At 70.8% G+C, this 26940-nt stretch carries 28 protein-coding genes; 17 read left to right on the top strand and 11 right to left on the bottom strand.

The window, feature by feature from the left end; all coding sequences use genetic code 11:
• Positions 1-19 precede the first annotated feature (19 nt).
• Positions 20-2878 carry an FAD-binding and (Fe-S)-binding domain-containing protein gene (locus tag H7827_RS11795; protein ID WP_432744784.1) on the top strand — a complete coding sequence of 953 codons (2859 nt, stop codon included), beginning with the start codon at positions 20-22 and terminating at the stop codon, positions 2876-2878.
• A gap of 40 nt (positions 2879-2918) precedes the next feature.
• Here the strand turns inward: H7827_RS11795 and H7827_RS11790 are convergent, their stop codons facing one another.
• Complete coding sequence (locus H7827_RS11790) at positions 2919-3410, bottom strand: MarR family winged helix-turn-helix transcriptional regulator (protein WP_030729325.1); 492 nt, start codon at positions 3408-3410, stop codon at positions 2919-2921.
• 440 nt (positions 3411-3850) lie between these two features.
• Here H7827_RS11790 and H7827_RS11785 point away from each other — a divergent pair, with 440 nt between their 5' ends.
• The 5 genes from H7827_RS11785 (at position 3851) to H7827_RS11765 (ending at position 9306) form a co-directional block, all read left to right on the top strand.
• Complete coding sequence (locus H7827_RS11785; protein ID WP_432744781.1) at positions 3851-4294, top strand: DUF6069 family protein; 444 nt, start codon at positions 3851-3853, stop codon at positions 4292-4294.
• 144 nt (positions 4295-4438) lie between these two features.
• Positions 4439-5947: a sodium:solute symporter family protein gene (locus tag H7827_RS11780; RefSeq protein WP_432744778.1), complete on the top strand. Its 1509-nt coding sequence runs from the start codon at positions 4439-4441 to the stop codon at positions 5945-5947.
• Positions 5948-6065: 118 nt separating this feature from the next.
• Entirely contained in the window at positions 6066-7118 is a 1053-nt protein-coding gene (locus tag H7827_RS11775; protein ID WP_432744775.1) for a tripartite tricarboxylate transporter substrate binding protein, read from the top strand.
• Entirely contained in the window at positions 7115-7783 is a 669-nt protein-coding gene (locus H7827_RS11770; protein WP_432744772.1) for a tripartite tricarboxylate transporter TctB family protein, read from the top strand. Before H7827_RS11775 ends, H7827_RS11770 begins: the two co-directional genes overlap by 4 nt.
• Complete coding sequence (locus tag H7827_RS11765; protein ID WP_200365319.1) at positions 7783-9306, top strand: tripartite tricarboxylate transporter permease; 1524 nt, start codon at positions 7783-7785, stop codon at positions 9304-9306. Before H7827_RS11770 ends, H7827_RS11765 begins: the two co-directional genes overlap by 1 nt.
• A 66-nt stretch (positions 9307-9372) precedes the next feature.
• Here the strand turns inward: H7827_RS11765 and H7827_RS11760 are convergent, their stop codons facing one another.
• From H7827_RS11760 to H7827_RS11750, 3 genes are all read right to left on the bottom strand, one after another.
• Positions 9373-9609, bottom strand: a complete 237-nt coding sequence (locus tag H7827_RS11760; protein WP_030729309.1) for a chaplin — start codon at positions 9607-9609, stop codon at positions 9373-9375.
• Positions 9610-9746: 137 nt separating this feature from the next.
• A complete protein-coding gene (locus tag H7827_RS11755) occupies positions 9747-10115 on the bottom strand; it encodes a hypothetical protein (protein ID WP_200365317.1) in 369 nt (122 codons plus the stop codon).
• A 290-nt stretch (positions 10116-10405) separates the two neighbouring features.
• A complete protein-coding gene (locus tag H7827_RS11750) occupies positions 10406-11212 on the bottom strand; it encodes a class I SAM-dependent methyltransferase (RefSeq protein WP_432744768.1) in 807 nt (268 codons plus the stop codon).
• A 270-nt stretch (positions 11213-11482) separates the two neighbouring features.
• Between H7827_RS11750 and H7827_RS11745 the strand changes: the two genes are divergently transcribed.
• Positions 11483-12469 (top strand): ArsR/SmtB family transcription factor, encoded by a 987-nt coding sequence (locus H7827_RS11745; RefSeq protein ID WP_386538239.1) that lies wholly within the window; start codon positions 11483-11485, stop codon positions 12467-12469.
• A gap of 112 nt (positions 12470-12581) precedes the next feature.
• Here the strand turns inward: H7827_RS11745 and H7827_RS11740 are convergent, their stop codons facing one another.
• Positions 12582-13340 carry a TetR/AcrR family transcriptional regulator C-terminal domain-containing protein gene (locus tag H7827_RS11740; RefSeq protein WP_432744764.1) on the bottom strand — a complete coding sequence of 253 codons (759 nt, stop codon included), beginning with the start codon at positions 13338-13340 and terminating at the stop codon, positions 12582-12584.
• A gap of 101 nt (positions 13341-13441) precedes the next feature.
• Here H7827_RS11740 and H7827_RS11735 point away from each other — a divergent pair, with 101 nt between their 5' ends.
• Both H7827_RS11735 and H7827_RS11730 read left to right on the top strand, forming a co-directional pair.
• Complete coding sequence (locus tag H7827_RS11735; protein ID WP_432744761.1) at positions 13442-15028, top strand: MFS transporter; 1587 nt, start codon at positions 13442-13444, stop codon at positions 15026-15028.
• Positions 15029-15172: 144 nt separating this feature from the next.
• The gene (locus H7827_RS11730) at positions 15173-17101 is read left to right on the top strand and encodes a GTP-binding protein (RefSeq protein ID WP_432744759.1); all 1929 of its coding nucleotides are present in this window, start codon (positions 15173-15175) and stop codon (positions 17099-17101) included.
• On the opposite strand, the gene H7827_RS11725 is transcribed toward H7827_RS11730, so the two are convergent.
• The 3 genes from H7827_RS11725 to H7827_RS11715 are packed head-to-tail and all read right to left on the bottom strand — an operon-like array spanning position 17091 to position 18267.
• Positions 17091-17624: a GNAT family N-acetyltransferase gene (locus H7827_RS11725; protein WP_432744756.1), complete on the bottom strand. Its 534-nt coding sequence runs from the start codon at positions 17622-17624 to the stop codon at positions 17091-17093. The genes H7827_RS11730 and H7827_RS11725 overlap by 11 nt on opposite strands.
• 2 nt (positions 17625-17626) lie before the next feature.
• Positions 17627-17860, bottom strand: a complete 234-nt coding sequence (locus H7827_RS11720; protein ID WP_432744754.1) for a hypothetical protein — start codon at positions 17858-17860, stop codon at positions 17627-17629.
• Positions 17860-18267: an ATP-binding protein gene (locus tag H7827_RS11715; protein ID WP_030729282.1), complete on the bottom strand. Its 408-nt coding sequence runs from the start codon at positions 18265-18267 to the stop codon at positions 17860-17862. The genes H7827_RS11720 and H7827_RS11715 overlap by 1 nt, the downstream gene beginning before the upstream one ends.
• Positions 18268-18422: 155 nt before the next feature.
• On the opposite strand from H7827_RS11715, the gene H7827_RS11710 reads away from it, so the two are divergent.
• The 4 genes from H7827_RS11710 (at position 18423) to H7827_RS11695 (ending at position 20666) form a co-directional block, all read left to right on the top strand.
• Positions 18423-19274, top strand: coding sequence for a helix-turn-helix domain-containing protein (locus H7827_RS11710; protein WP_432744751.1), 852 nt, complete (start codon positions 18423-18425; stop codon positions 19272-19274).
• An 11-nt stretch (positions 19275-19285) separates the two neighbouring features.
• Positions 19286-19483 carry a DUF397 domain-containing protein gene (locus H7827_RS11705; RefSeq protein ID WP_262833396.1) on the top strand — a complete coding sequence of 66 codons (198 nt, stop codon included), beginning with the start codon at positions 19286-19288 and terminating at the stop codon, positions 19481-19483.
• Positions 19484-19640: 157 nt separating this feature from the next.
• The gene (locus H7827_RS11700) at positions 19641-20024 is read left to right on the top strand and encodes a VOC family protein (protein ID WP_030729275.1); all 384 of its coding nucleotides are present in this window, start codon (positions 19641-19643) and stop codon (positions 20022-20024) included.
• Positions 20025-20132: 108 nt separating this feature from the next.
• Positions 20133-20666 (top strand): GNAT family N-acetyltransferase, encoded by a 534-nt coding sequence (locus tag H7827_RS11695; protein WP_432744747.1) that lies wholly within the window; start codon positions 20133-20135, stop codon positions 20664-20666.
• Positions 20667-20818: 152 nt separating this feature from the next.
• On the opposite strand, the gene H7827_RS11690 is transcribed toward H7827_RS11695, so the two are convergent.
• Positions 20819-21391 carry a TetR/AcrR family transcriptional regulator gene (locus H7827_RS11690; protein WP_432744744.1) on the bottom strand — a complete coding sequence of 191 codons (573 nt, stop codon included), beginning with the start codon at positions 21389-21391 and terminating at the stop codon, positions 20819-20821.
• Between the two features lie 102 nt (positions 21392-21493).
• Here H7827_RS11690 and H7827_RS11685 point away from each other — a divergent pair, with 102 nt between their 5' ends.
• The 4 genes from H7827_RS11685 (at position 21494) to H7827_RS11670 (ending at position 25478) form a co-directional block, all read left to right on the top strand.
• On the top strand, positions 21494-22387 hold the full coding sequence (locus H7827_RS11685; RefSeq protein WP_432744741.1) for an NmrA/HSCARG family protein: 894 nt from the start codon (positions 21494-21496) through the stop codon (positions 22385-22387).
• Positions 22388-22911: 524 nt separating this feature from the next.
• Positions 22912-23637: an ABC transporter ATP-binding protein gene (locus H7827_RS11680; protein ID WP_432744739.1), complete on the top strand. Its 726-nt coding sequence runs from the start codon at positions 22912-22914 to the stop codon at positions 23635-23637.
• The gene (locus tag H7827_RS11675) at positions 23637-24875 is read left to right on the top strand and encodes a DUF7224 domain-containing protein (protein WP_432744736.1); all 1239 of its coding nucleotides are present in this window, start codon (positions 23637-23639) and stop codon (positions 24873-24875) included. Before H7827_RS11680 ends, H7827_RS11675 begins: the two co-directional genes overlap by 1 nt.
• Positions 24876-24881: 6 nt before the next feature.
• On the top strand, positions 24882-25478 hold the full coding sequence (locus tag H7827_RS11670) for a hypothetical protein (protein WP_432744733.1): 597 nt from the start codon (positions 24882-24884) through the stop codon (positions 25476-25478).
• Between the two features lie 41 nt (positions 25479-25519).
• Here the strand turns inward: H7827_RS11670 and H7827_RS11665 are convergent, their stop codons facing one another.
• A complete protein-coding gene (locus H7827_RS11665) occupies positions 25520-26194 on the bottom strand; it encodes a pentapeptide repeat-containing protein (RefSeq protein WP_386538210.1) in 675 nt (224 codons plus the stop codon).
• A 92-nt stretch (positions 26195-26286) separates the two neighbouring features.
• Complete coding sequence (locus H7827_RS11660; protein ID WP_432744731.1) at positions 26287-26922, bottom strand: class I SAM-dependent methyltransferase; 636 nt, start codon at positions 26920-26922, stop codon at positions 26287-26289.
• Between the last annotated feature and the right edge of the window lie 18 nt (positions 26923-26940).

The following is a 26940-nucleotide window of genomic DNA, read 5'->3' as shown; positions in this document are numbered from 1 at the left end:
ACGGTGCACGCTGGGGTGCATGGCACACCAGCACAGCACCGGGACAACGGAACTCGCGGCGGGGCTACGGGCGGTGATGCGCGGTGAGGTGGAGTTCGACGCCGCCGCCCGGGCCCTGACCACCATGGACGCCTCCAACTACCGGCGCGTGCCGGTCGGGGTGGTCGCCCCGTACGACGCCGATGACGTGGCCGCCGCGCTCGCCGTCTGCCGCGAGCACGGCGTGCCCGTCGTCCCGCGCGGCGGCGGCACCTCCATCGCCGGACAGGCCACCGGGGTGGGCGTCGTCCTCGACTTCACCCGCCACATGAACCGGATCCTCTCCCTGGACGCCGGGGCCCGTACCGCCGTCGTCCAGCCCGGCGTCATCTGTGACACGCTGCGCGACGCCGCCACGCCGCACGGGCTGACCTTCGGGCCCGACCCCTCCACCCACTCCCGCTGCACCATCGGCGGCATGATCGGCAACAACTCCTGCGGCTCGCACTCCGTCGCCTGGGGCACCACCGCCGACAACGTGCACGCCCTGGACGCCCTCACCTACCGCGGCGAACGGCTGCCGCTCACCCGGGGCGGACGCGACCTGCCGCACCACCTGCGGACGGCCGCCGAGGACCTCGTCAACCGCGAACTGGCGCTGCTGCGCACCGGCTTCCCCGAACTGCCGCGCCGCATCTCCGGGTACGCCCTGGACGAGCTGCTGCCCGAGCGCGGCCGGGACTGGGCGCGCGCCTTCACCGGCAGCGAGGGGACCCTGGGCGTGCTCACCGAGGCCACCGTACGGCTGGTGGAGACCCCGGGTGCCCGGGTGCTGGCGGTGCTCGGCTACCCCGACGAGTCGGGTGCGGCGGAGGCGGCGCCCGGTCTGCTCCCGCACGGCCCGCTCACCGTCGAGGGCATGGCCAAGGACCTGGTCGCCAGCCCTGCCGCCCGGGACGCCCTGCCGCGCGGCGGCGCCTGGCTGTTCGTCGAGATGGGCGGCGCCGACCCGGCCGAGGCGGGGGCCGCAGCCCGCCGGCTGATCGACGCCGCCGTGGCCGACGGCGCCACCGGCCACACCCTGATCACCGACCCGGCCGGGCAGCGCGTCCTGTGGCGGATCCGCGAGGACGCCTCCGGCACCGCCACCCGGCTCTCCGACGGCGGCGAGGCGTGGCCGGGCTGGGAGGACTGCGCGGTGCCGCCCGCCCGGCTGGCCGGCTATCTGCGCGAGTTCCGCTCCCTGCTGCGCGACTACGGTCTGCGCGGGCTGCCGTACGGGCACTTCGGTGACGGCTGCATCCATGTGCGCATCGACTTCGATCTGCTGACCGCGCCGGGCATCGCCAGGTTCCGGGAGTTCAGCACGGAGTTGGCGCGGCTGGTGGCCGCGCACGGTGGTTCGCTGTCCGGGGAGCACGGTGACGGGCTGGCCCGCGCCGAACTGCTGCCCGTCATGTACGGGACCGAACTCGTGGACGCCTTCCACGCGTTCAAGGATCTGTGCGACCCGGACGGCGGCCTGAACCCCGGTGTGCTGGCCCGCCCGGACCGGCTGGACGATCAACTGCGGTTCACGGGGCTGCCCAAGGAGCCGGTGCCGGTGGCGTTCGGATACCCGCACGACGGAGGGGACTTCTCGGCCGCCGTGCGGCGCTGCGTCGGCGTCGCCAAGTGCCGCGAATCCACCGCGAGCCCGGGTCAGGTGATGTGCCCCTCCTACCGGGCCACGGGGGAGGAGAAGCACTCGACCCGTGGCCGGGCCCGGCTGCTGCACGAGATGCTGGTGGGCGAGGTGATCACGGACGGCTGGCAGTCCACCGAGGTCGCCGACGCGCTCGACCTGTGTCTGTCGTGCAAGGGCTGCCGGGGCGACTGCCCGGTGGAGGTGGACATGGCCACCTACAAGGCGGAGTTCCTGCACCAGCGCTACCGGGGGCGGCGGCGGCCCGCCGCGCACTACGCCATGGGCCGGCTGCCGCAGTGGCTGCGGCTGACGGCGGCGCTGCGCGCGGCACCGCTGGCCAACGCGGGCGCCAAGGTGCCGCCGCTGGCCGCGCTCGCCAAGCGGCTGGGCGGCATCGCCCCCGAACGTCCCATTCCGGCGATCGCCACCGAGCCGTTCACCCGCTGGTGGCGTGCGCAGGGCCGGCGGCTGCCCGCCGCCGCCCGGGGAGCCGACGGGAGCCGCGACCGCGAGCGGATCGTGCTGTTCCCCGACAGCTTCACCAACTACCTGGCCCCGGAGGCGGGCCGGGCGGCGGTCCGGGTGTTCGACGCGGCCGGAGTGGAGGTGGCGGTGCCGCCGCGCCCGGTGTGCTGCGGGCTGACGTACGTGACCACCGGCCAGCTCGACACCGCCCGCACGGTGATGCGCCGCACCCTGGACCATCTCGCCCCCGCGCTGGACGCCGGGCTGCCGGTGACCGTCCTGGAGCCGCCGTGCGCCGCCGCCATGCGCACCGACATCCCCGAGCTGCTGCCCGATGACCCGCGCGCCGCACAACTGGCCGACGCCGTCCGCACGTTCGCCGAGACCCTGGAGGAGAGCGCGCCCGGGTGGGAGCCGCCGCGCCTGGACCGGCCGGTGGCCGGGCAGACCCACTGCCACCAGAGCGCGATCCTGGGCGACGCCGCCGACCGGCGGCTGCGCGAACGCGCGGGGCTGAGCGGCAAGCTGTCGGCGGGCTGCTGCGGGCTGGCCGGCAACTTCGGCTTCGAGAAGGGCCATTACGACGTGTCGGTGGCCTGCGCCGAGGACCAGCTGCTGCCCGCCGTACGCCGCGCCCCCGAGGACGCCGAGCTGGTCGCGGACGGCTACTCCTGCCGTACCCAGCTGGATCAGCTAGCGGGCCGCAAGGCCCGCCATCTCGCCGAACTCCTGGCGGACGGCCTGTGACCGGGGCGCTCGCCGGTCCCGGCGGGTGACGCCCGCCGGGTCACGGCCGCACGGGGCGGCGCCGGGGCGGCTGTTCTGAGGGGGCGAAGGTGGACAGCCGGCCGGTGGTGAGCCGGGTGAGGGCCTCCACCAGGCCGGTCCGCAACTCCGGTGACAGGGAGTCGAGTACGTCGCGGTGCGTCCGGTCCACGATCTCCTGGGAGCGGCGCACCAGCCGGCGCCCCTTGTCAGTGAGGACCAGGATCTTGACGCGCCGGTCGCTGGGGGAGGGGGTGCGTTCGGCCAGTCCCTCCCGCTCCAGGTGATCGGTGAGCACCACCATCGTGGTCTTGTCGAGGCCGGTGGCCTCGGCGATTTGCGACTGCGTCAGTTCGCCCGGGCGTGCCTTGGCGAGTACGCGGTGGGCCCGGGGGGTGATGCCGAGGTCGGCCAGGTTCGCGGCCAGCTCCGCCGACAGCGCGCGATCGCTCCAGGACAGCAGAGACATCAGGTCGGCGCCGGATGAGGTGGTGTCCGGTGCGGTGTCGCTCACGCCGCCCATCGTAGGCAGATGCCACCGGCCGGGAAAGTCTCGGCGCGGAGCGATTGCCTTCGCGACCAACTCCGTTCATTGCCGGGGGAGTTGATCTGCATACACATAGTTCCGAAATAGATGATGCCGAACGGGACGGCATGGTACGGTCCCACCCGGCCGCGGAGACCCCCAGGAGGCGTTCGCATGTCCGAGCCCGTCCGTGCGATCCCTCGCCCGCGCGGGAGCGCGACCGTGCCGCCGAGCCCTTAGGTGACGGACGATCGCGGTGGCCCCCGCCGCGCCGGTGCCCCGGGCCCCGCCCGTTCCCGGCCGCGCGCCCGCCGCCCCTCCGTGCCCCGGCTCCCGGCCCCACGCCCCCGCCGCACCCCCGGTCCCGGCGCGCCCGCCCGGCCGGCGGCCGGCCCGCGGTCCACTCCACCCATCGAGGAAGAGGACACATGACGACCGACGCCCATCCCACCCCCGCGTCCGCCCCCACCCCCGCCGCCGCACGCACCGGCCCCTGGAAGCCACGAGCACTGGCGGTGGCGGCGGCCGGCCTCTCCACCGCCCTGATCTGGATCATCGCCAACGCGGGCGGCGCCGCACTGGCCGTCATGCCGTCCAACGGCGGTGACCCCCTGACCATCACCTGGCCGCGCTCCATCGCCCTCGGCGCGCTCGGCGCCGCGCTCGGCTGGGGCCTGCTGGCGCTCCTGGAGCGCCGGACCCCCCGCGCCCTGCGGATATGGACGATCGTCGCGCTGAGCGTGCTGGCCGCCTCCTTCTTACCGCTGGTGTTCCTCGACGCCAGCGGCGGCACGAAGGCCACCCTCGCCCTGATGCACACCGCGGTGGCCGCCATCGCCATCCCGCTCTTCCACCGGGGAACGCGCGACTGACACACCGCCTGCGGGAAGCCCCCGCGGTTCCGGCACAACAACAGGAACCGCGGGGGCTTTTCAGCGCCCACATCCGGCACTACGGTTGCGCCGATCCGTTCATGACAATGTCCCGCGTTTATATCCGTGAATGAGGGCGCCTCTATGTCAGTTCTGGACTGGGCCGTGGTGGCCGCGTACTTCCTCGTCATCGTCGGCATCGGCTGGTGGTCCAAGAAGCGCGTGCACGACGTCGCCGACTTCTTCACCGCCCGAGGGCGCATCCCCTGGTGGCTCTCGGGCATCTCGCACCACATGTCCGGCTACAGCGCCGTCATGTTCGTCGCCTTCGCCGCCGTCGCCTACGACTACGGCTTCACCGTGTACGTGTGGTGGGCGCTCACCATCGGACTCGGCATCGGCATCGGCGCGTTCGTCTTCGCACCCCGCTGGAACCGGCTGCGCGCCAAGCACGGCGTCAACTCCCCGCTCGAATACCTCGCCCGCCGCTACAACCTGCCCACCCAGCAGGTGCTCGCCTACAGCGGTGCCGCGCTCAAGGTCGTCGACATCGCCGCCAAATGGGTCGCGATCTCCGTCCTCCTCCAGGGCTTCGCCGACATCCCCCTCACCTGGGGCATCGTCATCGCCGGCATCGGCACCATGGCGTACGTCGCCATCGGCGGCATCTGGGCCGATGTCCTCACCGACATGGGCCAGTTCGTCATCCAGGCGGTGGCCGGATTCGTCATGCTCGTCGCCGTCGGCGCCCGCCTGGGCTTCGACTACCCCTGGGCCATGTGGGGCGACCTCCCCGACGGCCACGGCGACCCCATCGCCGGACCCGTCACCACCACCCTCATCCTGGCGTTCCTGCTGGTCAAGACGTTCGAGTACAACGGCGGCATGTGGAACCTGGCCCAGCGGTACATGGCCTCCCCCTCCGGCTCCGCCGCCCGCCGCTCCGCCCTGCTCTCCAGCGCCCTGTGGCTGGTGTGGCCCTTCGTCCTCTTCCTGCCGATGTTCGCCGCCCCGCTCATCGTGCCCGGCCTCACCAACGGCGAGGAGTCCTACGTCGCGCTCGCCGTCGAACTCCTCCCGGCCGGACTCATCGGCCTCATGCTCGCCGGGTTCTTCTCCCACACCATGGCGATGGTCGGCTCCGACTGCAACGTCATCACCGCCGTCATCACCCGCGACATCGCCCCCGTCCTCGTACCCCGCGTCAAGCAACTGGGCGCGGCGGCCCAGCTGGTGATGGCCCGCGTCACCACCGTGCTGTTCGTGACCCTCAGCATGACCATCGCCATCACCACCGGCGGCGAGGGATTCGTCCTGGACACCGTCGTCCAACTGGTGGCCGCCACCATGGGGCCCATCTCCATCCCGCTCATGCTCGGCCTGCTGCCCTGGTTCCGCCGGGTCGGGCCCACCGCCGCCATCGTCTCGTGGGCGGGCGGCCTCGGCGTCTGGTACGTCGTGCGCTACGTCGTGGACGGCGCGAGCGAGTCCGCGATCGTCGGCCTGCCGCTGGCCACCTCCCTCGTCCTGTACACCGTCGTCGGGCTGCTGCGCCCCGAACCCAGTGCGGAACGTGACGCCCTGATCGACTCCCTGAACACGGACCCCGACCCCGAGCCGCCTAACACAAAGACCAAAACCCTCACTAACTGACCTAACCCCCGAGACCGCAGACAGGGGCTGACCTGGCAGGCAGCATGACCGCTTACGCCGCCCCCACGAACGGGACTGTGGGACAGCGGCGCGATGCGTTGAACTGTCTGAGGTGCACATGAGTAATCCGGAACACCACCCGCGCAGCGCCGCGAGGGAGGTGTGGCAGGGCCGACTGGGCATCCGGCGCCCCCGGCGGCCGGTGTTCGCCGGCCTGTACGGGGTCGTCGTGCTCGCCCTGGTCGCCCTGGCCGTCGTCGACGCCTCCTCCCACGCCGGCGGCGGCAGCGCCCGTACCAACCTCACGCTGATGGCCCCGGCCGCCCCCGGCGGCGGCTGGGACCTCGCGGCCCGCGAATCGCAGCAGGCGATGCGCTCCTCCGGCGTCGTGAACAACGTCCAGGTGGTCAACGTGCCGGGCGCCGGTGGCACCATCGGCCTCAGCCAGACCGTGGGCCGCGAGGGCGACGAGTCGCTGCTGATGGTCACCGGCACCGTCATGCTGGGCGCCATCAACGTCACCGGCTCCGATTACGCCATGAGCGACGTGACCCCCATCGCCCGGCTCGCCGACGACTACCTCGTCGTCGTGGTGCCCTCCGACTCGCCGTTCCAGACGATCGAGGACCTGCTGGAAGCGTGGCGGCAGAACCCCGGCGGCACCACCATCGGCGGCGGCTCGCTCGGCGGCTCCGACCACCTGCTGGCCGGGCTGCTCGCCCGCGAGTCCGGTATCGACCCCGGGCAGCTCAACTACCTCGCCTACTCCGGCGGCGGCGAGGTCACCACCGCGCTGCTCTCCCACACCGTGCACGCCGGCATCAGCGGCTACAACGACTTCTCCGACCAGATCCAGACCGGCCGCTTCCGCGCCCTGGGCCTGTCCGCCGAGGAACCGATCGACGGCATCGACGTGCCGACCTTCATCGAGCAGGGCGTGCAGGTGGCACTGCCCAACTGGCGCGGCGTGGTGGCTCCCCCCGGCCTGAGCGAGGAGGAGGCCCAGGAACTGCGGGACATCGTCACCGAGATGGCCGCCTCCGAGCAGTGGATGGACGCGGTGAGCCGCAACCGCTGGAAGAACACCTTCATGGTGGGCGAGGAGTTCGAGGAGTTCCTCACCACCGAGACCGCCCGCATCGATGAGATCGTGGAGGAGCTGGGACTGTGACCACCACGACCGAGAGAACCGGGACACCGGCGTCCGCCGCGCCGGACACACCGTCCTTCTGGAAGGGCCGCAGCGAATTCATCGTGGTGGCCGTGCTGCTGGCGCTCGCCGTCTTCCTCACCCACGGCACGGTCACCATGACCGTGCCCCCCACCGCGGGCTCGCCCGGGCCGCAGTTCTTCCCGTGGATCGTCACGGGTCTGGCCTATCTGCTGACCGCCGTCCTCGCCTGGAAGGTCATCCGCCACCCGAGCGCGCCGCCGCTGCCGCCGGGCGCGGAGGCGCCCGGGGACGAGGCCGCGACCGGAACCGGGGCCGCGGCCACCGAGGCCCGTGACACCGAGGCCGCCGCGCACACCGACGCGCCCGCGCCCGCACCCGCACAGCGGTCCGGCACCACGACGCCGCAGCACCGCACCCACACCGACTGGCGCAGCGTCGGCATCATCATCGGCACCTTCGTGCTGTTCACCGTCGCCCTCGAACCGGTCGGCTGGCTGCTCTCCGCCGCCCTCCTCTTCTTCGGAGTGGCCTACGCCCTCGACGGCAAGCGCCCGCTGTTCGACATGAGCCTGTCGCTCGCCTTCTCCGCCATCGTTCAGCTCGCCTTCTCCGCCGGGCTCGGCCTCAACCTGCCCGCCGGCATTCTGGGAGGGGTGCTGTGATGGACCCGATATCGCATCTCCTCGACGGGTTCGCCGGGGCGTTCACCCCGATGAACCTGCTGTGGGTCGTCGTCGGCGCCATGCTCGGCACGGCCGTCGGCGTGCTGCCGGGCCTGGGCTCGGCGATGGCGGTGGCGCTGCTGCTGCCGGTGACCTTCAGCCTGGACCCGACCGGCGCGTTCATCATGTTCGCCGGCGTCTACTACGGTGGCCTGTTCGGCGACTCGACGACCGGCATCCTGCTCAACACACCCGGCAACAGCTCGGCCATCGCCACCACCATCGAGGGCCACAAGATGGCCAAGGCCGGGCGCGCGCCACAGGCACTGGCCACCTCCGCCATCGGCGCGTTCATCGGCGGCATCATCGCCACCACCCTGGTGGTGTTCTTCGCCCCGCGCCTGGCCGACCTCGCCGGGCTCTTCGGCCCGGCCGAGTACTTCGCGCTGGCCGTCTTCGCCTTCGCGGCCACGGCGACAGTGGTCGCCGACTCCGTCATCAAGGGCTCGATCTCCCTGGTCATCGGCCTGTCGCTGGCGCTGATCGGCATTGACGGTTCCTCCGGGGCCTCGCGCTTCACGATGGATCTGCCGCCGCTGTTCGACGGGGTGTCGATCGTGGTCATCACGGTCGGTCTGCTGGCCCTGGGCGAGGTGCTGTTCGTGGCCTCCCGCATCCACCGCGACCCGCCCACGGCGCGGGTGGCCTTCACCGGGCGTCCGTGGCTGAGCCGCGGCGATGTGAAGCTGGCCTGGCCGGCGTGGCTGCGCGGCGCGGGCTTCGGTGTGCCGTTCGGTGTGATCCCGGTCGGCGGCTCCGAGGTCCCCACCTTCCTGTCGTACGCGACGGAGAAGAAGCTCGACAAGCGGCGCAAGAAGCAGATGTTCGGCAAGGGAGCCATCCAGGGTGTGGCCGGCCCCGAGGCGGCGGGCAACGCGACCGCCGGTTCGGCGATGGGCGCGCTGCTGGCGCTCGGCCTGCCGACGTCGGCGACGGCCGCGATCATGCTGGCCGCGTTCCAGCAGTACGGGATGCAGCCGGGCCCGCTGCTGTTCGAGCGGAACACCGAGCTGGTGTGGACGCTGCTGGCCTCGCTGTTCATCGGCATGATCGTGCTGCTGATCATCAACCTGCCGTTCGCCCCGATGTGGGCCAAGCTGCTGCTGGTGCCGCGCCACTACCTGTACGCGGGCATCACGGTCTTCTGCGGCCTGGGCATCTACGCCACCTCGGCGTCGGCGTTCGACCTGATGCTGCTGCTGGGCATCGGCCTGCTGGGCTTCATGATGCGGCGCTACGAGCTGCCGCTGGCGCCGGTGCTGATCGCCGTCATCCTGGGCCCGCTGGCCGAGACGGAGCTGCGTCGGGCGCTCGCGGTCAGCGAGGGCAGTGTCGGGATCCTGTTCGACAGCGGCATCGCGGTGACGCTGTACACGCTGCTGGCGGCGGCCATCGCCCTGACCACGGTGAACCGGATCCGCAAGGCGCGCCAGGGGAAGGCGACGCGGCAGCTGGTCGCGTAGCCCGTCCGCACGAACGGCCGCCCGCACCCGTGAGGGTGCGGGCGGCCGCATGCGTGGGGCAGAACGTCAGTCGATGACGCAGACGTTGCCGAACGCCGGGTTCAGCAGCCCGATGACGTTGATCGTGTTGCCACAGAGGTTCACGCCCAGCTCGACCGGGATCTGGACGACGTTGCCGGACAGCACGCCCGGGGAGTGGGACGCGACGCCGAAGGCCTCGGCGTCGGCGGATGCGACACCGGCGGAACCGAGGACACCGGCCGCCGCCAGGGCGGTGGCGGCGATGGTGGTACGAATACGCATGTTCTCTCCAGTACGGAAAACGGATGGAGCGACGCGGAGCGTCAGAACCGATCAGACCGCCCGGAGTGGACTTTTCCCCGCATTCACCTGATCGAGGGCGCGCCTGCCCCCGTTTCCCGGTCGGAGCGTCTGGGGGCTCAGCACTTGGTGGAGATCCCGCCCGTCTCGTTCCCCTTCAGCAGGCCGCCCCAGATGTAGTTGCCGTCCGAGAGCTTCACCCACTTGTTGTGGCTGATCCCGTTGGCGTCCACCGTTCCGCCGGTCAGCCAGCACACGCCCATGAGCTGCTGGTTGGCCTTGACGGTGTAGGCGATGTTGTAGCTGGTGGAGGCGCCCTTGCGGACGTTGCCCTGGATCCAGGTCGTGATGTTGCCGGTGGCCATCGTGGCCGCCGCGGGGGCGGCCTGCGCGCTCTGCGGCGCGGCGACGGCGGGCCCGACGGAGGCGCCGGTGAGGAGGAGACCGGCGGCGACCGCCATCAGCACCTTCGTACAGCTGTTGCGCATGTGCTCACTGCTTTCTTCCGCTGTGGATGCCGTCCCCCGTTACGGGCGGCACAGCGGAAGAAGTGCCCATCCGGGCCCGTCACATACCCCCACGTCCCCTACCGACTCGATGTGAAAGCAAAGGAAAGGTGCAAGAGCCATGTCTGACCACTTACCCTCCCTTTCTCTCCGCCGGTCCCTGGAGGTCTGCCCGGTCGAGCTGGCGGAGGACCGGCAGCGCGAGTCCCTGCGGAGCGGCGGCCGACGACGAGGACGGCTGACCGTTCCGCAGGGACTCGTTGATCCGGTCGCTACTCGGACCGCAGGACGAAGAACAGGAAGGACAGGAAGCGCGGCATGGCCGCCATGGCCTCGGGAAACCGTTCGTGGGCGGCGGGATCAGGATCCGGCTCGCTGATGACCTCGATCCGGAAACCGGCCCCGGTGAACGCCTCGATCGTCGCGTGCAGCGGCCTGTGCCAGCGACTCACCAGGGCGGTCTGGCTGCCTATGGTCCACTCCGTGGTCCAGTTGGTGGTGTCGAAGTAGTCGCACTCGGCCTCCCGGCCGACCTCGCGGTGCATGAGGTGGACGGCAAAGGGATGGTCGACGGAAGCGATCAGCCGGCCGCCGGGCTTGAGGACACGCCGCAGCTCGGCCAGAGCGGGCCCCCAGTCCTCCAGGTAGTGCAGCACCAGGGACGCGACGACATCGTCGAACGCGTCATCAGGGTAGGGAAGCGGGCCGCCCAGGTCCGTCACCCGCAGGTCCGCACCGTCGCCGAGCCGCCGCCGGGCCAGCTCCAGCATCTCGGCGCTCGCATCGAAGCCACTCATCAGGGCACCGCGGTCGCGCAGCGCGGCATACAGCAGCCCCGATCCGCAGCCGGCGTCGAGGATCCGCCGCCCGGCCGCCTCCCCGACGAGGGCCAGCATCGCCGGACGCTCGTAGTAGGCATTCACCAGGTTGGTTTCGTTCACGGCCGCGTATGCCTCGGCGAAGCTGTTGTAGTCGTTGACCTTCGGCGAATCCACACCCACCTCGGAGGGCGAGACCAGCCTGACGGACATGACAAGCTCCTGGGGCTCGCTGTCGTCCTTCGCGAATTCATCGATCATGCGGCATGAACCTTTCATGGGCTGTTCGTGGTCTGAAGATCCCGTACGTGATCCGCGACGGCCGGCAGGACCGAGGCTCAGGACTCCTTGCACAAGGAACGCGTGGGAATGACTCTCTGTCGGAGAGACGTGGGGTGGAGGCGCGCTGCTCCCCCCGCGTGGGCCCGGCGGTTGAGGTCATGACGCCCAGCCTCACCGTGCTCCCACGTCACTCACCAATGATTCGTCGCTGGACGAATCGGAACAGATGTCCCTCGGTAGCATGGCGCGGTGCTCCGCTTCGAAGTCTCCGTCGAGGACCTGCTGCGCAGCCGCTTCGCGCTGTCGCCCGCGCTGGACCTCTGCCTGCTGCTGCGCTCACTCGCCGGCCAGGACAGACCGCTGCCGCGAGCCTGGGCCACCCGGCTCCTCCCGGCCTTTGAACGGCTTCGCCGTGAGAGCGAACTGAACGCCGCCCTCGCCCTGCACAACCCGCGATCCGGACCGAGCTTCGTCGCTCCGCCCCCTCGCGGCCTCAACCAGACCTGGGCAGAGGACCTGGCCACGATCCGGGCCACACCGCTGGAAGCGGCCCGCCACGAGATCACCACCCACGCGACCGGCCCGTCCGCCCGTGACCCCCGCGTACGCGCGGTGCTGGACTCGCCGGACGCCGTCTCCAGGATCGCCGAGGCGATGGACCGGGCCTGGCACGAGCTGCTCGCCGCGGACTGGCCGCAACTGCGCGCGATCTGTGAGCGCGACGTCGTGCACCGGGTGGGGGCGATCGGCGAACACGGATGGGTCACGACCATCGAGAGCCTGCACCCGAGCATCACCTGGCAAGCCGGCGGTATCGAGATCGGCCACTTCGCCCACGTCGAACCGGTCCACCTCACCGGCGACGGACTCCTGCTGATCCCTTCGGTCTTCGTCGCGAATATCGCCGCCCACCTGTCAGACCCCTGGCCCTGGCCCAGGACCTTGGTCTACCGTGCCCGCGGCACCGCCGCCCTGTGGGGCGAACAGGAGACCGTCCCCCGGCCGGACACGCTGACCGCGCTGATCGGCCGGTCCCGAGCCCGGCTGCTGTTGGCGCTGGACGCCCCGGCCAGTACCAGCCACCTCGCCCGAAGTCTCGCCATGACAACCGGCGCGGTGGGAGACCACCTCGCCATCCTGCGAGGCGCGGGACTGCTCGTCCGCGCCCGGTCCGGACGGTCCGTGCTCTACCGCCGCACCCCGCTCGGCGAGGCACTGGTGGGCGGTACGGGCTGAGGGACCGGATCAGCACCGCTTTTGCGGCGCCGCCGACCGGGATGGCCGTCCTCTTCTTCCGCACCGAGGTGCCCACCGGCCCGCGCTGATCGATGCCGTGTCCGGCCCGCCCTCACACGTCCCCGGGCGGCGCGGCGCGGCGGGCGGCGATCAGGGTTTCGATGCCGTCCAGGAGCAGGCGCAGGCCGAAGGGGAACGGGTCGCCGGAGTACGGGGCGGCGCCGGCCAGGATCGCGGTGCGCAGGGCGGGGTAGGCGGAGAAGTCGACCAGCTCCCGCAGCCCCGCGTTGCGGTCGGCCACGTCGTACGCCTGCGCCTCCTTCTCGGCAGGCTGCTCGATCTCCGCCCGCAGCAGCCCCAGGCCCCGGCTGTACGCGTCCAGCGACTCGATCGCGGCCAGCTTCTCCGCCTCCGTCAGCCCGGTGCCCTCGAAGATCCGCAGCATGGAGTCGAGCCAGCGCAGCTGGTTGGGTCCCGGCACCCGGTCGGCGCCGTGCAGGTGCAGGGTCCAGGGGTGGCGGCGGATCGCCTCCCAGTCGTCCAGGGCCCACGCCTCCAGCTTCGCCCGCCAGTCGCCGGGCCACTCGTGCGGCAGCGTCGGGCCGAGGGCGACCGCGTCCAGCATGAGCGCCTCCAGCTCCGCCTTGCCGCGCAGGTAGGTGTACAGGGAGGCCGTCCCCACGCCCACCTCGGCCGCGACCCGCCGCATGGACAGCGCGGCCAGGCCCTCCGCCTCGGCCACCTCGATGGCGGCGGCCACGATCTGGTCCAGCGTCAGCCCGCGCTCGGGCCCGCGCGCACCGCGCGGCGCGGTGGCGGGGTCGTTCCAGAGCAGCCCGAGGATGCGCCGCTGATTGTCCTTCGCACTCATCTCGACACTCAGGCTATCGTTCGGCGTAATATCATCGAACGACGTTCGGCGTATCCCGTGGGGACGGGACGAGGACGCGACAGGGGGCGGGGACGGCAGCCATGACCACCGACACCGGAACGGAGGCGGCGGACCACCCGCGCGGACCCCGCCGCGAACGCCTCACCCTGCTCGCCGCCACCCTCACCAGCGGACCCGCCGAACTCCTCGACTTCCTCCTGCCCCTGTGGGCCGGTGCCGCCCTCGGCCTCGGCGCCACCGAGGTCGGCGTCCTGCTCGCCGTCGAGATGCTGTTCTCGCTCGTCGCCCGCCCGTTCGCCGGCGTCCTCGCCGACACCCGCGACCGCCGCCGCGTCGCCGCCGCCGGCGCCCTGCTGTACGCCGCCTCGGCCACCGGCTACGCCCTCGCCACCGGCCCCGCCCCCGCCTACCTCGCCGCCGCGCTCGGCGGCATCGGCGGCGCCCTGCTGTGGGTCGCGGTCAGCGCCATCGTCAGCGAACGCCTCGCCGCCGACTCCGCCGTCTTCCCCCGCCTGTTCTCCGCCCAGGAGACCGGCTCCTGGGTCGCCTTCGTCACCGGCTTCGTGCTGCTCGTCAGGATCGACTACACCGGCGTCTTCCTGCTGTGCGCGGCGGCCTGCGCGACAGCGGCCGTCCTGCTGCTGCGCGCCCCCGGCGGCCCGCCGACCGCGCCCGGGGAGACGGACGCGGCCCACGGCGGCATCCGCGCCGTCAGCCGCCGGCTGCGCCCCATGCTGCTGGCCGTCGCACTCACCACCACCGCCGAGGCCGCCCTGTCGCTGCTCCTGCTGTTCCTGCTCCAGCGCGAGTTCGGGCTGGACGTCATGAGCATCGCCTTCGTCTTCCTCCCCGGCGCCATCGCCATGAGCCTGGCCGCCGAACGCATGCACACGTACGTGGTGCGGTTCGGCCGCGCCCGCGTCCTCGTGGCCGCCTCGCTGTCCGGAACGGCCTTCGCCACCGGACTGGCCTGGGCGCCCAACCCGTACGTCATTGCCGCCCTGTGGATCCTCAGCGGCCTGTCCTGGGCCGCCGTCATGCCCATCCAGCAGGCGGTCATCGCCGAGGCGTCCGGGGCGCGCGTCGGTCGCGGCATGGGGGTGTACGAGTCGGCCGGGCTGTTCGGTGCCCTGCTCGGCGCGCTCGCGGCCGGCGTGCTGTACGAGCGGGCCAGCTGGACGGCCTGCTGTCTCGTCGCGGCGGCGATCCTGCTGTCCGGGGCGGTGATCTCCCCGGCCGCCGTGCGCCGCATGGGCGTCGCGGACACCCCGCCACCCGCGCCCGCACCCGTACCGGAGCCAGCACCCGTACCGGCACCCGTACCGGCACCCGTACCGGCGCCGGACGCCGCACCCGAGCCGGAGCGGGAGGCGAAGCCCGCGCCGGAGGCGGAGCCCGAGCCGTCACCCGCCCCGAATCCGCCGCCCTCCGCCCGCGCCCTGGGCGGCCACCTCGCCCTGTTCACCGCCGCCCAGCTCGTCTTCCTCACCCTGGACCTGTCCTGGATCCAGGACCTGTTCACCGAGGACCTGCTCACCACCCTCAACGGCGGCACCCCGGACGACGGCACGCCCGGCTGGATCTACGGCGCGGGCAAGATCTGGACGTACATCATGCTCGCCGACCTGCTCCGGACCGGCGTCAAGCTGCTCCGCGCCCGCCCATAAACCGGTTGCCCGCCCGGCGGGCCTCTGCTGCACTTCTGCACCGGCACATCAACCCCTCACCACGCGAGGAGATCACCATGAGGACAACGCGTACGCCCCCGCAGCTCATCACCGCCTACACGGAGGACATGACGCTCAGTGCGTATGGTGAACCTGGGAATCCTCGCCCATGTTGACGCCGGAAAGACCAGCCTGACCGAGCGGCTGCTGTACGCCGCCGGAGTCATCGACGCGATCGGCAGCGTCGATGACGGCAACACCCAGACCGACTCGATGTCGCTCGAACGGCAGCGCGGCATCACCATCAGATCCGCGGTGGTCGCCTTCGCCCTCGACGAGGACACCACGGTCAACCTCATCGACACCCCCGGACACCCGGACTTCATCGCCGAGGTGGAACGGGTCCTCGGCGTGCTCGACGGCGCGGTGCTCGTCGTCTCTGCCGTGGAGGGCGTCCAGGCGCAGACCCGCGTCCTGATGCGCACCCTGCGCCGGCTGCGCATCCCCACCCTCGTCTTCATCAACAAGACCGACCGCTCCGGCGCCCGGCCGCAAGCCGTCCTGGACGAACTGCGTACCCGGCTCACCCCGGCCGTCGTCGCGCCCACCGCACCGGACGACGAACTGGCCGAGCTCCTCACCGAGCGGGACGACGACCTCCTCGCCGCCTACCTCGACGCGGACGGGCCCCTCCCGCGCGCCCTGCTGCGCGCCGCGCTCGCCGCCCAGACCGGCCGCGCCCTCGTCCACCCGGTGTACCAGGGCTCGGCCATCACCGGGGAGGGCACGGATGCGCTGCTCAGCGGCATCCGGGAGTTCCTCCCGGCGAGCGCGGGCGACCCCGGGGCGCCCGTCTCGGGCCGGGTCTTCAAGGTCGAACGCGGCCCGGCGGGGGAACGGATCGCGTACGCGCGGCTGTTCGCGGGCACCCTGGCCGTCCGCGACCGGCTGCCCGGCGGCCCCGAGGAGAAGGTGACGGCGATCGGCGTCTTCGACCGCGAACGCGGCACGGACATCCGCCGCGCGTCCGTGACGGCCGGGCAGATCGCGAAGCTGTGGGGCCTGAGCGGGGTACGCGTCGGCGACCCCATCGGCACCGTCCCGGCGGGCGCCGCCGGTAGCCACTTCCCCGCCCCCACCCTGGAGACGGTGGTCGAGCCGTGCCGCCCCGGCGACAAGGGCACGCTGCACGCCGCACTCGCCCAGCTCGCCGAACAGGACCCGCTGATCAACCTGCGCCAGGACGACCTGCGCCGCGAGATCGCCGTGTCGCTGTACGGCGAGGTGCAGAAAGAGGTCATCCAGGCCACCCTGGCGCACGAGTACGGAGTGGCGGCGACCTTCCGCGAGACGACCACGATCCACGTGGAACGCCTCACGGGAACGGGTGAGGCCGTCGAGTTCAACAAGAAGGACGGCAACCCGTTCCTGGCCACGGTCGGCCTGCGCGTGGAGCCGGCACCCGTGGGCAGCGGGGTGACGTACCGGCTCGGCGTCGAACTCGGCTCCATGCCCTACGCCTTCATGGCGGCGGTGGAGGACACCGTACGGTCCACCCTGCGGGAGGGCCTGTACGGGTGGGAGATCCCCGACGTGGTCGTCACCATGACGCACTCCGGGTACTCCCCGCGCCAGAGCCACGCGCACGCGATCTTCGACAAGAGCATGTCGAGTACGGGCGCGGACTTCCGGCACCTCACCCCGCTGGTGCTGATGGCGGCGCTGCGCCGGGCCGGAACGCGGGTTCACGAACCGATGCACCGCTTCCGCCTGGACCTGCCGGCCGACACGCTCGGCCCCGTCATGTCGGTCCTGGCCCGGCTGCGTGCGGTGCCGGACAACCCGCGCACGCAGCACACCGGATGCGTACTGGAGGGCGCGATCCCGGCGGCGGCCGTGCACCGCCTGGAACAGCAACTTCCCGGACTGACCCGGGGCGAGGCGTCCCTGGAGGCGGACTTCGACCACCACCGGCCCGTCCAGGGACCGCCACCGCACCGGGAACGCACGGACCACAACCCGCTCAACAGGAAGGACTATCTCCTGGCGGTGGTCCGCAGGGTCACGGCGTAGCGGCGGCGGGCCGCGCCGTGGCGCTCACGTCGACCCACCAGTCGTGGGAGGTCTCCCAGTGCCCCTTCGGGTACTCGAAGGTCACCTCCCCGGCGAGCTGGAACCCCGCCTTGCGGCACACTGCGTTGGACGCGCCGTGTGTCACGCGCGGGTAGGCGTGCAGCGTGCGGTGCGGCCCCCCGGCGGCCCGAACCACGTCGATGACGGCCCGGGCCGCCGCCGCTGCCAGCCCCCGCCCCTGGAACGCGGGCAGTACGGCCCAGCCCGTCTCCCACTCGGTCTCGCCGTCGTCCTTGTGGTGCTCCCAGTACCCGATGGTGCCGACGGTCTCCCCGGTCGCCGCCAGCTCCACCCGGTACACCTGTCCGGGACCGGTCATGTTCACGTACCGCTGATGCCGGTCGGCCAGCTTCTCGTCGCTCTCCGGACCGCCCAGATCGGCGGTCATGGCCGGGGTGTTGCACGCCTCCAGCACCCAGAAGTCCCCATCGCTCCAGGACACCAGTCGCACTTCTTCGTTCATGCTCAGGACCCTACGACCGGGGTCTGACAATCCGGGTTCCCGTCCTCGGTGAGCACGCCGACCCGCACCGGGTAGAGCCAGCAGTGGCAGGTGTACACGGTCCCCGGACGCTCCAGCGGCGGCGGCAGACAACCGCGCGGCGGGCGGGGCGTGACGGCCACGGCGATACCGACGGCGCCGACCGTCCCGCCGAGGAGGGTGGCGAGACCGATCAGCCCCAGCGTCGCGTCCTCCATCAGGCGTCCCGCAGCTCGAACCACACCGACTTGCCGACCGGCTCCGGGTACCCGAGCTGCGTCACGCCCCAGGAGCGGGCCAACAACTCCACGAGCGACAGCCCGCGTCCGCACTCCTCCTCGCCCTCGGGCAGCGCCCGGCGCGGCGGAATCCCCCGGGGCGACGCGTCGTGCACGGCGACCAGCACCTGACCCGGCCGGATGGTGGTCTCGACGGCGACGACGGAAGTGGCCGTGTGCTCGTAGACGTTGGTCACCACCTCACTGACCAGCAGCCGCGCGGTATCGGCGAGCCCCAGCAGCCGGTTGCCCAGCAGGACGTACGCGACATGGTCGCGGGCGAGCCGCGGCGTATCGGGCGCGTTGGGCGCGGTCAGGCGGTACGAGCGGATGGCGGGCAGCGTCATGTTCCCTCCCGGGGAAGCGTGTTCGCCGAGTCACTGTCCGCCACCATAGAGCACACGGGTCTACATGTTGTCCCGAATCAAAGAATCCGTAGTCCTACCTGTGATCTTGTGAGATAGTCCCGCAAGCGAGGTCACCTCAGGGAAGGGGGACGGGCATGCCACCGAGGCCGGCGCCGACGGCCAGGCAGCGCAGGCTGGGGGCGGAACTGCGCAGGATGCGCGAGGCGGCAGCGATGAGCGTGCTGGACGCGGCCGAGCACCTGGGGGTGGAACGCACCCGCATCAGCAACATGGAGGCGGGCCGGATCGGCTTCAGCGCCGAGCGCCTGCGTTCACTCGCGAGGGTGTACCGGTGCCCGGACGTGCCCTATGTCGACGCGCTCGTCGCCATGGCGGAGGAACGGGGCAAGGGCTGGTGGGAGGAGTACCGGGGCCGGTTGGGCGTCGCGGCGCTCGATCTCGCCGAACTGGAGCACCACGCGGTCCACATGCGCGGCACCCAGGTGACGCATCTGCCCGGCCTGTTGCAGACGGAGGAATACGCGCGGGCGGTGCTGTCCATGGACGTACCGGTCCCCGGGTCCGCCGAGTTGCGCCGGATGCTGTCCTTCCGGATGCGTCGGCGGGATGTGCTGGACAAGGACGAGCCCCCAAAGTGCGTCTTCCTCATTCATGAGACGGCCATAAGGCTGGAGTTCGGCGGATCCGCCGTCATGCGGGCCCAGTTGCGCTGCCTGCTGGATTCATCCGAGCGCGAGAACATCACGATCCGCGCCATTCCCTTCTCGGTGGGTGGCTTCCCGAGTGCGGGCGCGTCGATCAACTGCGTCTCCGGGGCAGTGCGGCAACTGGACACCGTGCACTTCGACACCCCGGCCGGTGTCACCTTCCTGGAGGCTCCCGAAGCGCTCGACCGGCACCGGATCATCATGGATAAAATCGAGGAGTTGTCTCTCTCGGTCGAAAAGACGCGAGACTTTTTGCTCGGTATCGCGAAACAACTCTGAGAGTGTGGAAAATGGCGGATATTCAATGGCAGAAGTCTTCATATTCGACCCAAGGCGGCGATAACGCCTGTGTCGAACTGGGGCGTTCGACGGATGGCCTGCTCCTGCGGGAGAGCGATGATCCCGCTGTGGTCGCCGGGGTGAGCCACGTTCGTGCACGGGCACTGTTCCGTGCGGTCAGACGTGGCGCGTTCGAGCGCCTCTCCTGAACCGCGCGTACGGCGGCCCTTCCCCCAGGGAGAAGGGCCGTTCTACGCATCCGGGCGCGCCTTCCCACCGCCGGACGGTACGGCCCGGCGAACCCGGCCGCACCGTCGGGGAAAACACCGTCGCGAGTGCGGCCCAGCCCCCCTACACTCTCCGGCCATGGCATGCCGCATCAGTGAACTGGTTCTCGACGTCGCGGACCCGGAACGCCTCGCCGCGTTCTGGAGCGAGGTCCTCGGCTACGTCGAACTCGGCCGGGAGGACGACGGAAGCATCGAGATCGGGCCTCCCGACACCGGCTTCGGCGGCCCGCAGCCGACCCTCGTCCTCAGCCCCACCACCGACCCCCGGCCCCACAAGCTCCGGCTGCACCTGGACGTTAACGCCACCGACCGCGACCAGGACGCCGAGTTGGAACGGCTCCTCGCCCTCGGCGCCCGGCCGGCCGATGTCGGCCAGACCGGCGAGGAGAGCTGGCACGTTCTGGCCGACCCGGAAGGTAACGAATTCTGCCTTTTGCGCACCCGGCTCCAGCCGGTGTGATCGCGTAGCCTCCCTGCCCGTGCCGAACGCCGACGCCTGCCGTGCGTACGGTTGCCGGAGATCGCCGTCAGGCGCGACAGCGGGGAACCGGTAGGGAAGGGTGCGGGCATGGAGACGCGGTGGGTCAGGCTTGAACTGGACGTGACCGGCTTCGAGGCCGAGCGGTTCGCGCCGTACGTGGAGCGGTGCCTGGGGGCCGGGATCCGCCTGGTCACGCTGGACGAGCTGGGGGACACGGCGCGGAACAGGCAGGCGCTCTACGCACTCAACAAGGAGTGCGCCGCCGACATCCCGGAGCGCGGGGAGTTCTACACGTACGACGCGTACGTCCGGCAGCGGATCGAGGTCGCCTCGTACGACCCTCGCGGGGTGGTGATCGCGCTGGACGGCGACGGTGGATGGATCGGGATGTCGGCGACGTCCGATCACCGGTCGTCCGGGTTCGTCTTCAACGAGATGACCGGCGTCCGGGCGGCCTTCCGGGGGAGAGGCATCTCCCTCGCGATGAAGACCTTCGGCATCGGCTTCGCCGCGCGGTGCGGCGTGGACCGCATCCGGACCGTCCACCATCCGGCGAACACCGCCGCCATCGAGATGAACCGGCGCCTCGGTTACGTCGACGCCCCCGAACGGGACGGCTGACCGGCGCCCGGCCCGGTCGGCGCGAGCCCAACGGGAAGACACCGCCCGCCGGTTGCAGCCCGCGCACCCTCCGCTGTCCCTCGCCACAGACCCGGGGGGCCTGCGGCACCCCCGGAACCCTCGGCTGCCACTGGAGGAAGCGGCCCCGCCCCTCAGTCGGCCCCGGTCCGCGACAGCACCCCGCCCAGGGCGAGATGAAGCAGGCGGCGGGCGGTTTCCGCGTCGCCCTCGGATGCCAGTGACAGGGCGTTGGCCAGCGTGAGGAGATCCAGCGGCGTCACCTCGTCGCGCAGTACCCCCGCCTCCGCCGCGTCCGCGACCAGCCGGGCCGCCGCGCCGTGGATCAGGCCGTGGCAGCTGCCCTCGACGGCGGTGCCGCCGTTGGGGTCCGACATGAGGGCGGCGGCCACCCCGCGCGTGGTCGAGGTATAGGTGGTCAGCTCGTCGAGCCAGGTGGTGATCGCCTCGCGGGGGGACTGCGTGTCGGCCAGTTCCTGAGCGCGGCGGCTCAGGCGTTCCACGCCCTCGTGGAAGACCGCGTTGAGCAGCGCCTGCCGGGACGGGAAGTGCCGGTGCAGGGTCGCCGATCCGACGCCGGCACGGCGTGCGATCGCTTCGAGGGACGCCTGCGCGCCGTCCTGTTCGATGACGGCCTCAGCCGCTTCGAGCAGTCGCGCGCGGTTGCGGCGACTGTCGGCGCGGCGTGCCGGGCCCGCTGTGTTCATCGTTGCGCCCCGCCCTTCACTAGACAAACGGAGGGGTGCCCCATATTTTAGTGGACAGTAAACGGGGGGACCCTCCGTTTTCACTGTCCACAGGAGACACCCATGTCCGATTCACCTTTTGTACTGGTCACAGGCGCCACCGGAAAGCAGGGAGGGGCGACCGCCCGCGCCCTGCTGAACGGCGGAACGGCGGTGCACGCGTTCGTCCGCGACCCCGAGGCCCCACGGGCCCGGGCGCTCGCCGCCGACGGCGCGACCCTCGTGACCGGCAACCTCGACGACCCCGCCTCCCTGGTGGCGGCGCTCGACGGCGCCCGCGGCGTGTTCTCCGTCCAGCTGCCCGACATGGCCGACCTCACTGGCGACCTCGAAGTCCGCCACGCCCGCACCATCGCCACCGCCGCCCGGAAGGCCGGCGTCGAGCAGATCGTGCACACCTCGGTCTCCGGCGCGGGCACCCGCGGAACGATCGACGCGGAACGCTGGGGCGCCGCCTTCGCGCACTACTGGCGCAGCAAGGAGGCCGCCGAGCAGGCCATGCGGGACGCGGAGCCGCGGTACCTCACCATCCTGCGCCCCAGCACGTTCATGGAGAACTTCATCCAGCCGTCCTTCTACTACGCCCAGAACGACCCGGACCAACTGCTGGTCGTCACAGACCCGGACGTGCCGCAGCCGTTCATCGCGGTGGCCGACATCGGCGCGGCGGCGGCAGCCGCCTTCGCCGAGCCGGAGCGGTTCCACGGGGTGGAACTGGAATACGCGGGCGAACTGCTGACCTTCCGCCAGGCCGCCGCCACCCTCTCCGAGGTCCTCGGCCGGCCCATCACCCTGCCCGTCGGCATCCCGGAAGCACGAGCCGCCGGCCTTCACGAGGCATTCATCGCCTCCCAGGAGTACGTGGGCCTCCACCCCGCCCCGGCCGACCCAGAAGCGGCCCGCACCCTCGGCCTCCCCACCACCCCCTTCGCCACCTGGGCCCGCACCACCCTGTGACCACGGACGCGACCACTGGTCCGGAGGCGGGTGAAGAATTCCAGGTGTGCAACTTTCCCCCGGGCCGCGCCGACTGCTTCGGCAGCGGAAGCCGCGCCTCAGGGTGACTTCACGGTCCCGTGGGAGAGTCACATAACGGGATCCCTTGCGGGATTCGCATCCCGTCGCTGGACGGTGGTGGGGGATCGCCGACGGTGAAATTCACTGGCTGCCAGTTGACCGAGTACGGTTCCGATCTCAACTCGACGCAGGTGGCTATCTGGCAGGACCTCACTCTTCAGCCGGACGTGCGAATCGGGAACGATGCGCGACTCACTGCGTGCTTCAATCGGAGCGCGTCCACTTTCTCGCGAGACATCAGCACCGGCGGGCGTATTTCAGGATAGCGCGCATCAACGGTGACGTTTCGGGCGGTCGTCTGTCAGTTGATAAGGTCGTCGTCAGCGAATAGTTGACGTGCGCCCCGCAGGTCATGCTCAGTTTGCACCCGGCTCCCGCCGGTCGGATAGTGAACGGAAAGATGAATGCCTGTCGAGATATCCGACTGCTGGTTCGCCTATCGGAAGCGGCCGGTCCTGCGGGGCGTGGACTACGTCTTATCCGAGCGGCGCACGGTGCTGCTCGGGCCTAACGGCGCCGGAAAGTCCACTCTCCTGTCCCTCGCGGCTTCCGTGCGTCGGCCGCAACGCGGAAGCATCAGCTATCGCGGCATCGACAGTTCTGACCGGGAGTATCGTCGGCGGGTAGCCTGGCTGCCGCAACACGTCACCGCTATGCCCGGTCTCACCGCCCGCGAGCAGGTCGCCTACGTTGGCTGGTTGAAGGGCATGACCAGGACTGCGGCGTGGTCGGCGGCGGCTGAGGCATTGGCCCGGGTCGAGTTGAGTGGGAAGCAGGACGAGAGAGTTACCAGGCTCTCCGGCGGTCAGGTGCGCCGCGTCGGGGTCGCGCAGGCTCTGGTGCACGAAGCCGAGGTGCTGCTGCTCGACGAGCCGACCGCAGGGATGGATCCGCGCCAACGGCGGGTTTTCCGTGACACGCTGGCAACGCTTTCACCTGATGTGAGCGTGCTGATCTCCACCCACGATGTGGCGGATCTGGCCGAGGATTCCGAACACGTGACGGTTCTGAACAGAGGCGGCATCGTTTACCACGGCGACGTCGCGGGATTTCTGGCACACGCTCCGGAAGACGTGGTTATCGGCCGCCGTGCGGAGATGGCCTACGCGGTGCTGTGCGGTGATGAGTGATGCGCTTTGCCGCGTTGATGCGTACATCGGTGATCACATGGCTGGCCCTGCCGACTCTCGTCCTGACCCTCATGGCAGGCGCATCGAACAGCCTTCCGCCAGAGTACAGAACTCAGTACGCTCCGGCAGTCGCCGTTGATTCCTTCCGTTTCCTCGTCTTCGTCGCCGCGATCACCGCAGGATGCGCCGCCTGGGAGGCCGGGACGCTGCGCAAGGCCGGAGTGTGGAGTCTGGGGGCCTGGCGCAGTCAATACCGTGTTGCCGCCGATACCCTGGCGCCGGTCGCCGCAGTGGGCGTTCTCCTGATGACGGTCTCCGTGGTCCAGCTCCATGTCCTCGCATCGGTGTGGCCGAATGCCGCTTCCATGCCGTCGATCCTGGTGGTTTTGGCGCTGCCGATTCCCTACACGATCTTCGGGTTCGCCGTCGGATGCTTCATCCCTTCGCGTCTGGTGTCGGCTCCGCTCGTGCTGGTGAGTGTCTGGTTCTGGATTGGCTTCGCCGGCAACAGCTCCATCGAAGTGCCCGGCATGGTGTGGACACGCCACGCCACCGCGTACGCGATGGGCACCCCCGATTTGAGCCAGGTCGTCAGTCCGGCGGCGCTGGTGGTGCCGTTGCTCTTCACCAGCGCGCTGGCCGGAGCTGGACTGCTGCTGTGGGGTGTACGCCGGCGCCTGATCGGAGTGTTGCTGGCCACGGCCGTCGCCTTGGGGGGAGGGGGTGTCTCCTGGGCCACGGCACGCGACTGGGACTACCGCACGCCGATGGCCTCCTCCGGAATGGAAGAGAAGTGCACCAGCCAGGGCTCGCCTGTCGTCTGTGTTCCGGAGCTGTACGCCCAAAGTCTGCCCGGGGTGGACCGAGTCGTCCGACAAGCAGTCGGCCGCCTGGAAAGCGCAGGTGTTCCGGCGCCGCGCAAGGTCACCCACGAGAGCATGTCCGCCGGCGGGGAATCGGACGTCTGGCGCGTGTGGTTCGTCTCGCACACGGACGAACAAGAGCTCTTGCACGGTGTCGGCCTTGCTGCGATGCCTGAAGAGGCCTTGCTCTGCCTGCCGCACGAGGAGGCGGTACTTCTCCAGACCTGGCTGACCCTCACCGCAGGCGTGGACCCGGAAAGCTACGGCTCCGACCCGCTCGTGGGGGCGGCTCGGGAACTGATGGAGCTCCCCCTTGAGGAACAGCGCGAGTGGTTCGGGGGCACCATGGCCGCCGCTGCGGATTGCGCGAGGTAGGCCGACGTGTTGTGGTGGTTCAAAGCCCGCCGGATTCATCTTTACGTGCCGGCCGGTCTCGCAGTATTTACCCTTCTGGTGTGGACATTTCGCGAACTCCTGGTGGGCATGCCTTCCTTCACGGGTGGCACGGAGGTACTGCTCATGCTGTTCGCGCCGCTACCTGTTTGTGTGGCCCTGATGCTGACTCTGGCCTCCCGGTTGCCGGAAGCGGAACTGTCTGCCCTGCGAAACGTCGTGGTCCGTGATGTGCTTCTCGTGAGTGCGACCGTGATGGTGGCGCTGGTGATCGGCTTCACCTCCGGATTGATCCTCGATTCCCCGGCGGCTGCAGCCGTGGGGCGCAACAGTGCCCTCCTGACGGGCCTCATGCTCCTGGTCTTTCCGCTTATCGGAGCGAGGGCACTTATGGTGCCGATTGCCTATGTTCTGCTGGTGGTCATGGAGGGCTACGACGCCGCCCGCCAGCCCCGACCATGGGCGATCCTGCCGGAATCCGGTGACCACATTCCTGCTTTCGCCGTGACCGTTGTGGTCCTGGCCGTGGGAATGACAGCCTTCTCCATCGACAGAAGTCACCGGTTGCGAAGCGAGGTTGGCTGACTGCTCACGAGACGGGGCCGATCCGTGCATGATGGTCCCGCTCAGTCGTCCGCGACCGTGATGCCGTAGGAGTGGGCCAGGGCGGGGGCCAGTTCCATCAGTTGGAGGGTGCTGATGGTGGCTCCGGACAGAGAGTCGAGGCCCTCGGCGATACCCAGGCGCTGAGTCTGGCGGAAGTCGACCTTCGTCAGCCGGGCCTTGCCGAACCGGACGCCCTCCAGAGTGGAACCGGGGAAGGTGATCCCGTTCAGCGTGGCGCCGCCGAAGTCCACGTCGCGCAGGACGCAGTCCACGAACGCCACGTCCCGCAGCGCCGCCGCCCGCAGGTTCACCGAGTCCAGCTTGCAGTGGAAGAACACCACCCGCCGCAGCTGGGCGCTGAACAGCTGGAGCCCGGCCAGTGAACTGGTGTTGACCTCCACGTCCATCCAGTTCGTCTCGGCCAGATCGGTGGCGACCCAGCGCACCGCGTCCATCCACACATCGGCGAACCGCGCCTTCCGCAGCCGCCCCTCCGTGAAGGTCACCGAGCTGAGCGCGGACTCGGTGAACATGCTGCCGCCCGCTTCGGTCTCCTCGAAGGTCCGCCCCTCCAAGTGGACGGTGTCCAGGTTCTCCTCCCGTCCGAGTGCGCCCTCGAAGGGCTGGAGGAACGCGGCGTACGGCAGGTCGGACAGTTCGCGCGGCGTCGGGGCCGGTCGCGCGGAGCGTGGCATCGGGGCTCCAGAGAGGAACGGGGAAGTCGGCCGGGGGTGCTTCTCGTCCTCAGGATGGCGGACGCCACTGACAGTCGGCCCCGGCCCGCGCCTCATGCCGGCGAGCCGGGGCCGGGCTCGGACGGGCGGCGGTAGACGAGGGTGTGGCGCCAGAACAAGCGGCGGCGGACGCGGGCGCCGGGCAGGAGATCGGCGGCCCGGCGGCGGATGACGGGGAGCGGGACCGTCGGGGCCATGACCGGGGGTTTCGGTGGCGGACGGCGGCCGGTGGCGCGGTCGTGGGCCCAGCAGGCCAGGCGCGCGGCGGCGTTCAGCGGGACGGAGACGAGGCCGTACGCGTGGTCCAGCGCGGTACGGTCCGGGGCGCAGCCCAGGATCAGCAGGGTGCCGCCGGGGGCGAGGGCGTCCCGCAGCTTGGTGACCGCCTCGAACGGCACGTGGTGGAGGCTCGCCAGCGCGGTGATGACGGCGTAGTGGTCCCGGGGGAGCGCGGCCGTGGTGATGTCCTCCTCCCGGAAGCACGGGTTGGGGCCCGCGGTGGCGGCGCGTGCCGCCGCGATGACCTCGGGGCTGGGGTCGATGCCCTCGACCGTGTACCCGGCCGCCGCGAGTTTTCTGGCGAAGGCACCGGTGCCGCATCCGACGTCCAGGGCCGGGCCGGGTCCGCTCAGCCGGCGCGCGGTGCGCAGCAGCCACCGGTGGTAGTGATCGTTGTGGTCGAACGGCATGACACCGCACCCTGCCAC

The organism is Streptomyces sp. JH002 (genome assembly GCF_050916115.1).
GTDB classification, from domain to species: Bacteria; Actinomycetota; Actinomycetes; order Streptomycetales; family Streptomycetaceae; genus Streptomyces; species Streptomyces xiamenensis.
This window is presented reverse-complemented; position numbering and strand designations above follow the sequence as displayed.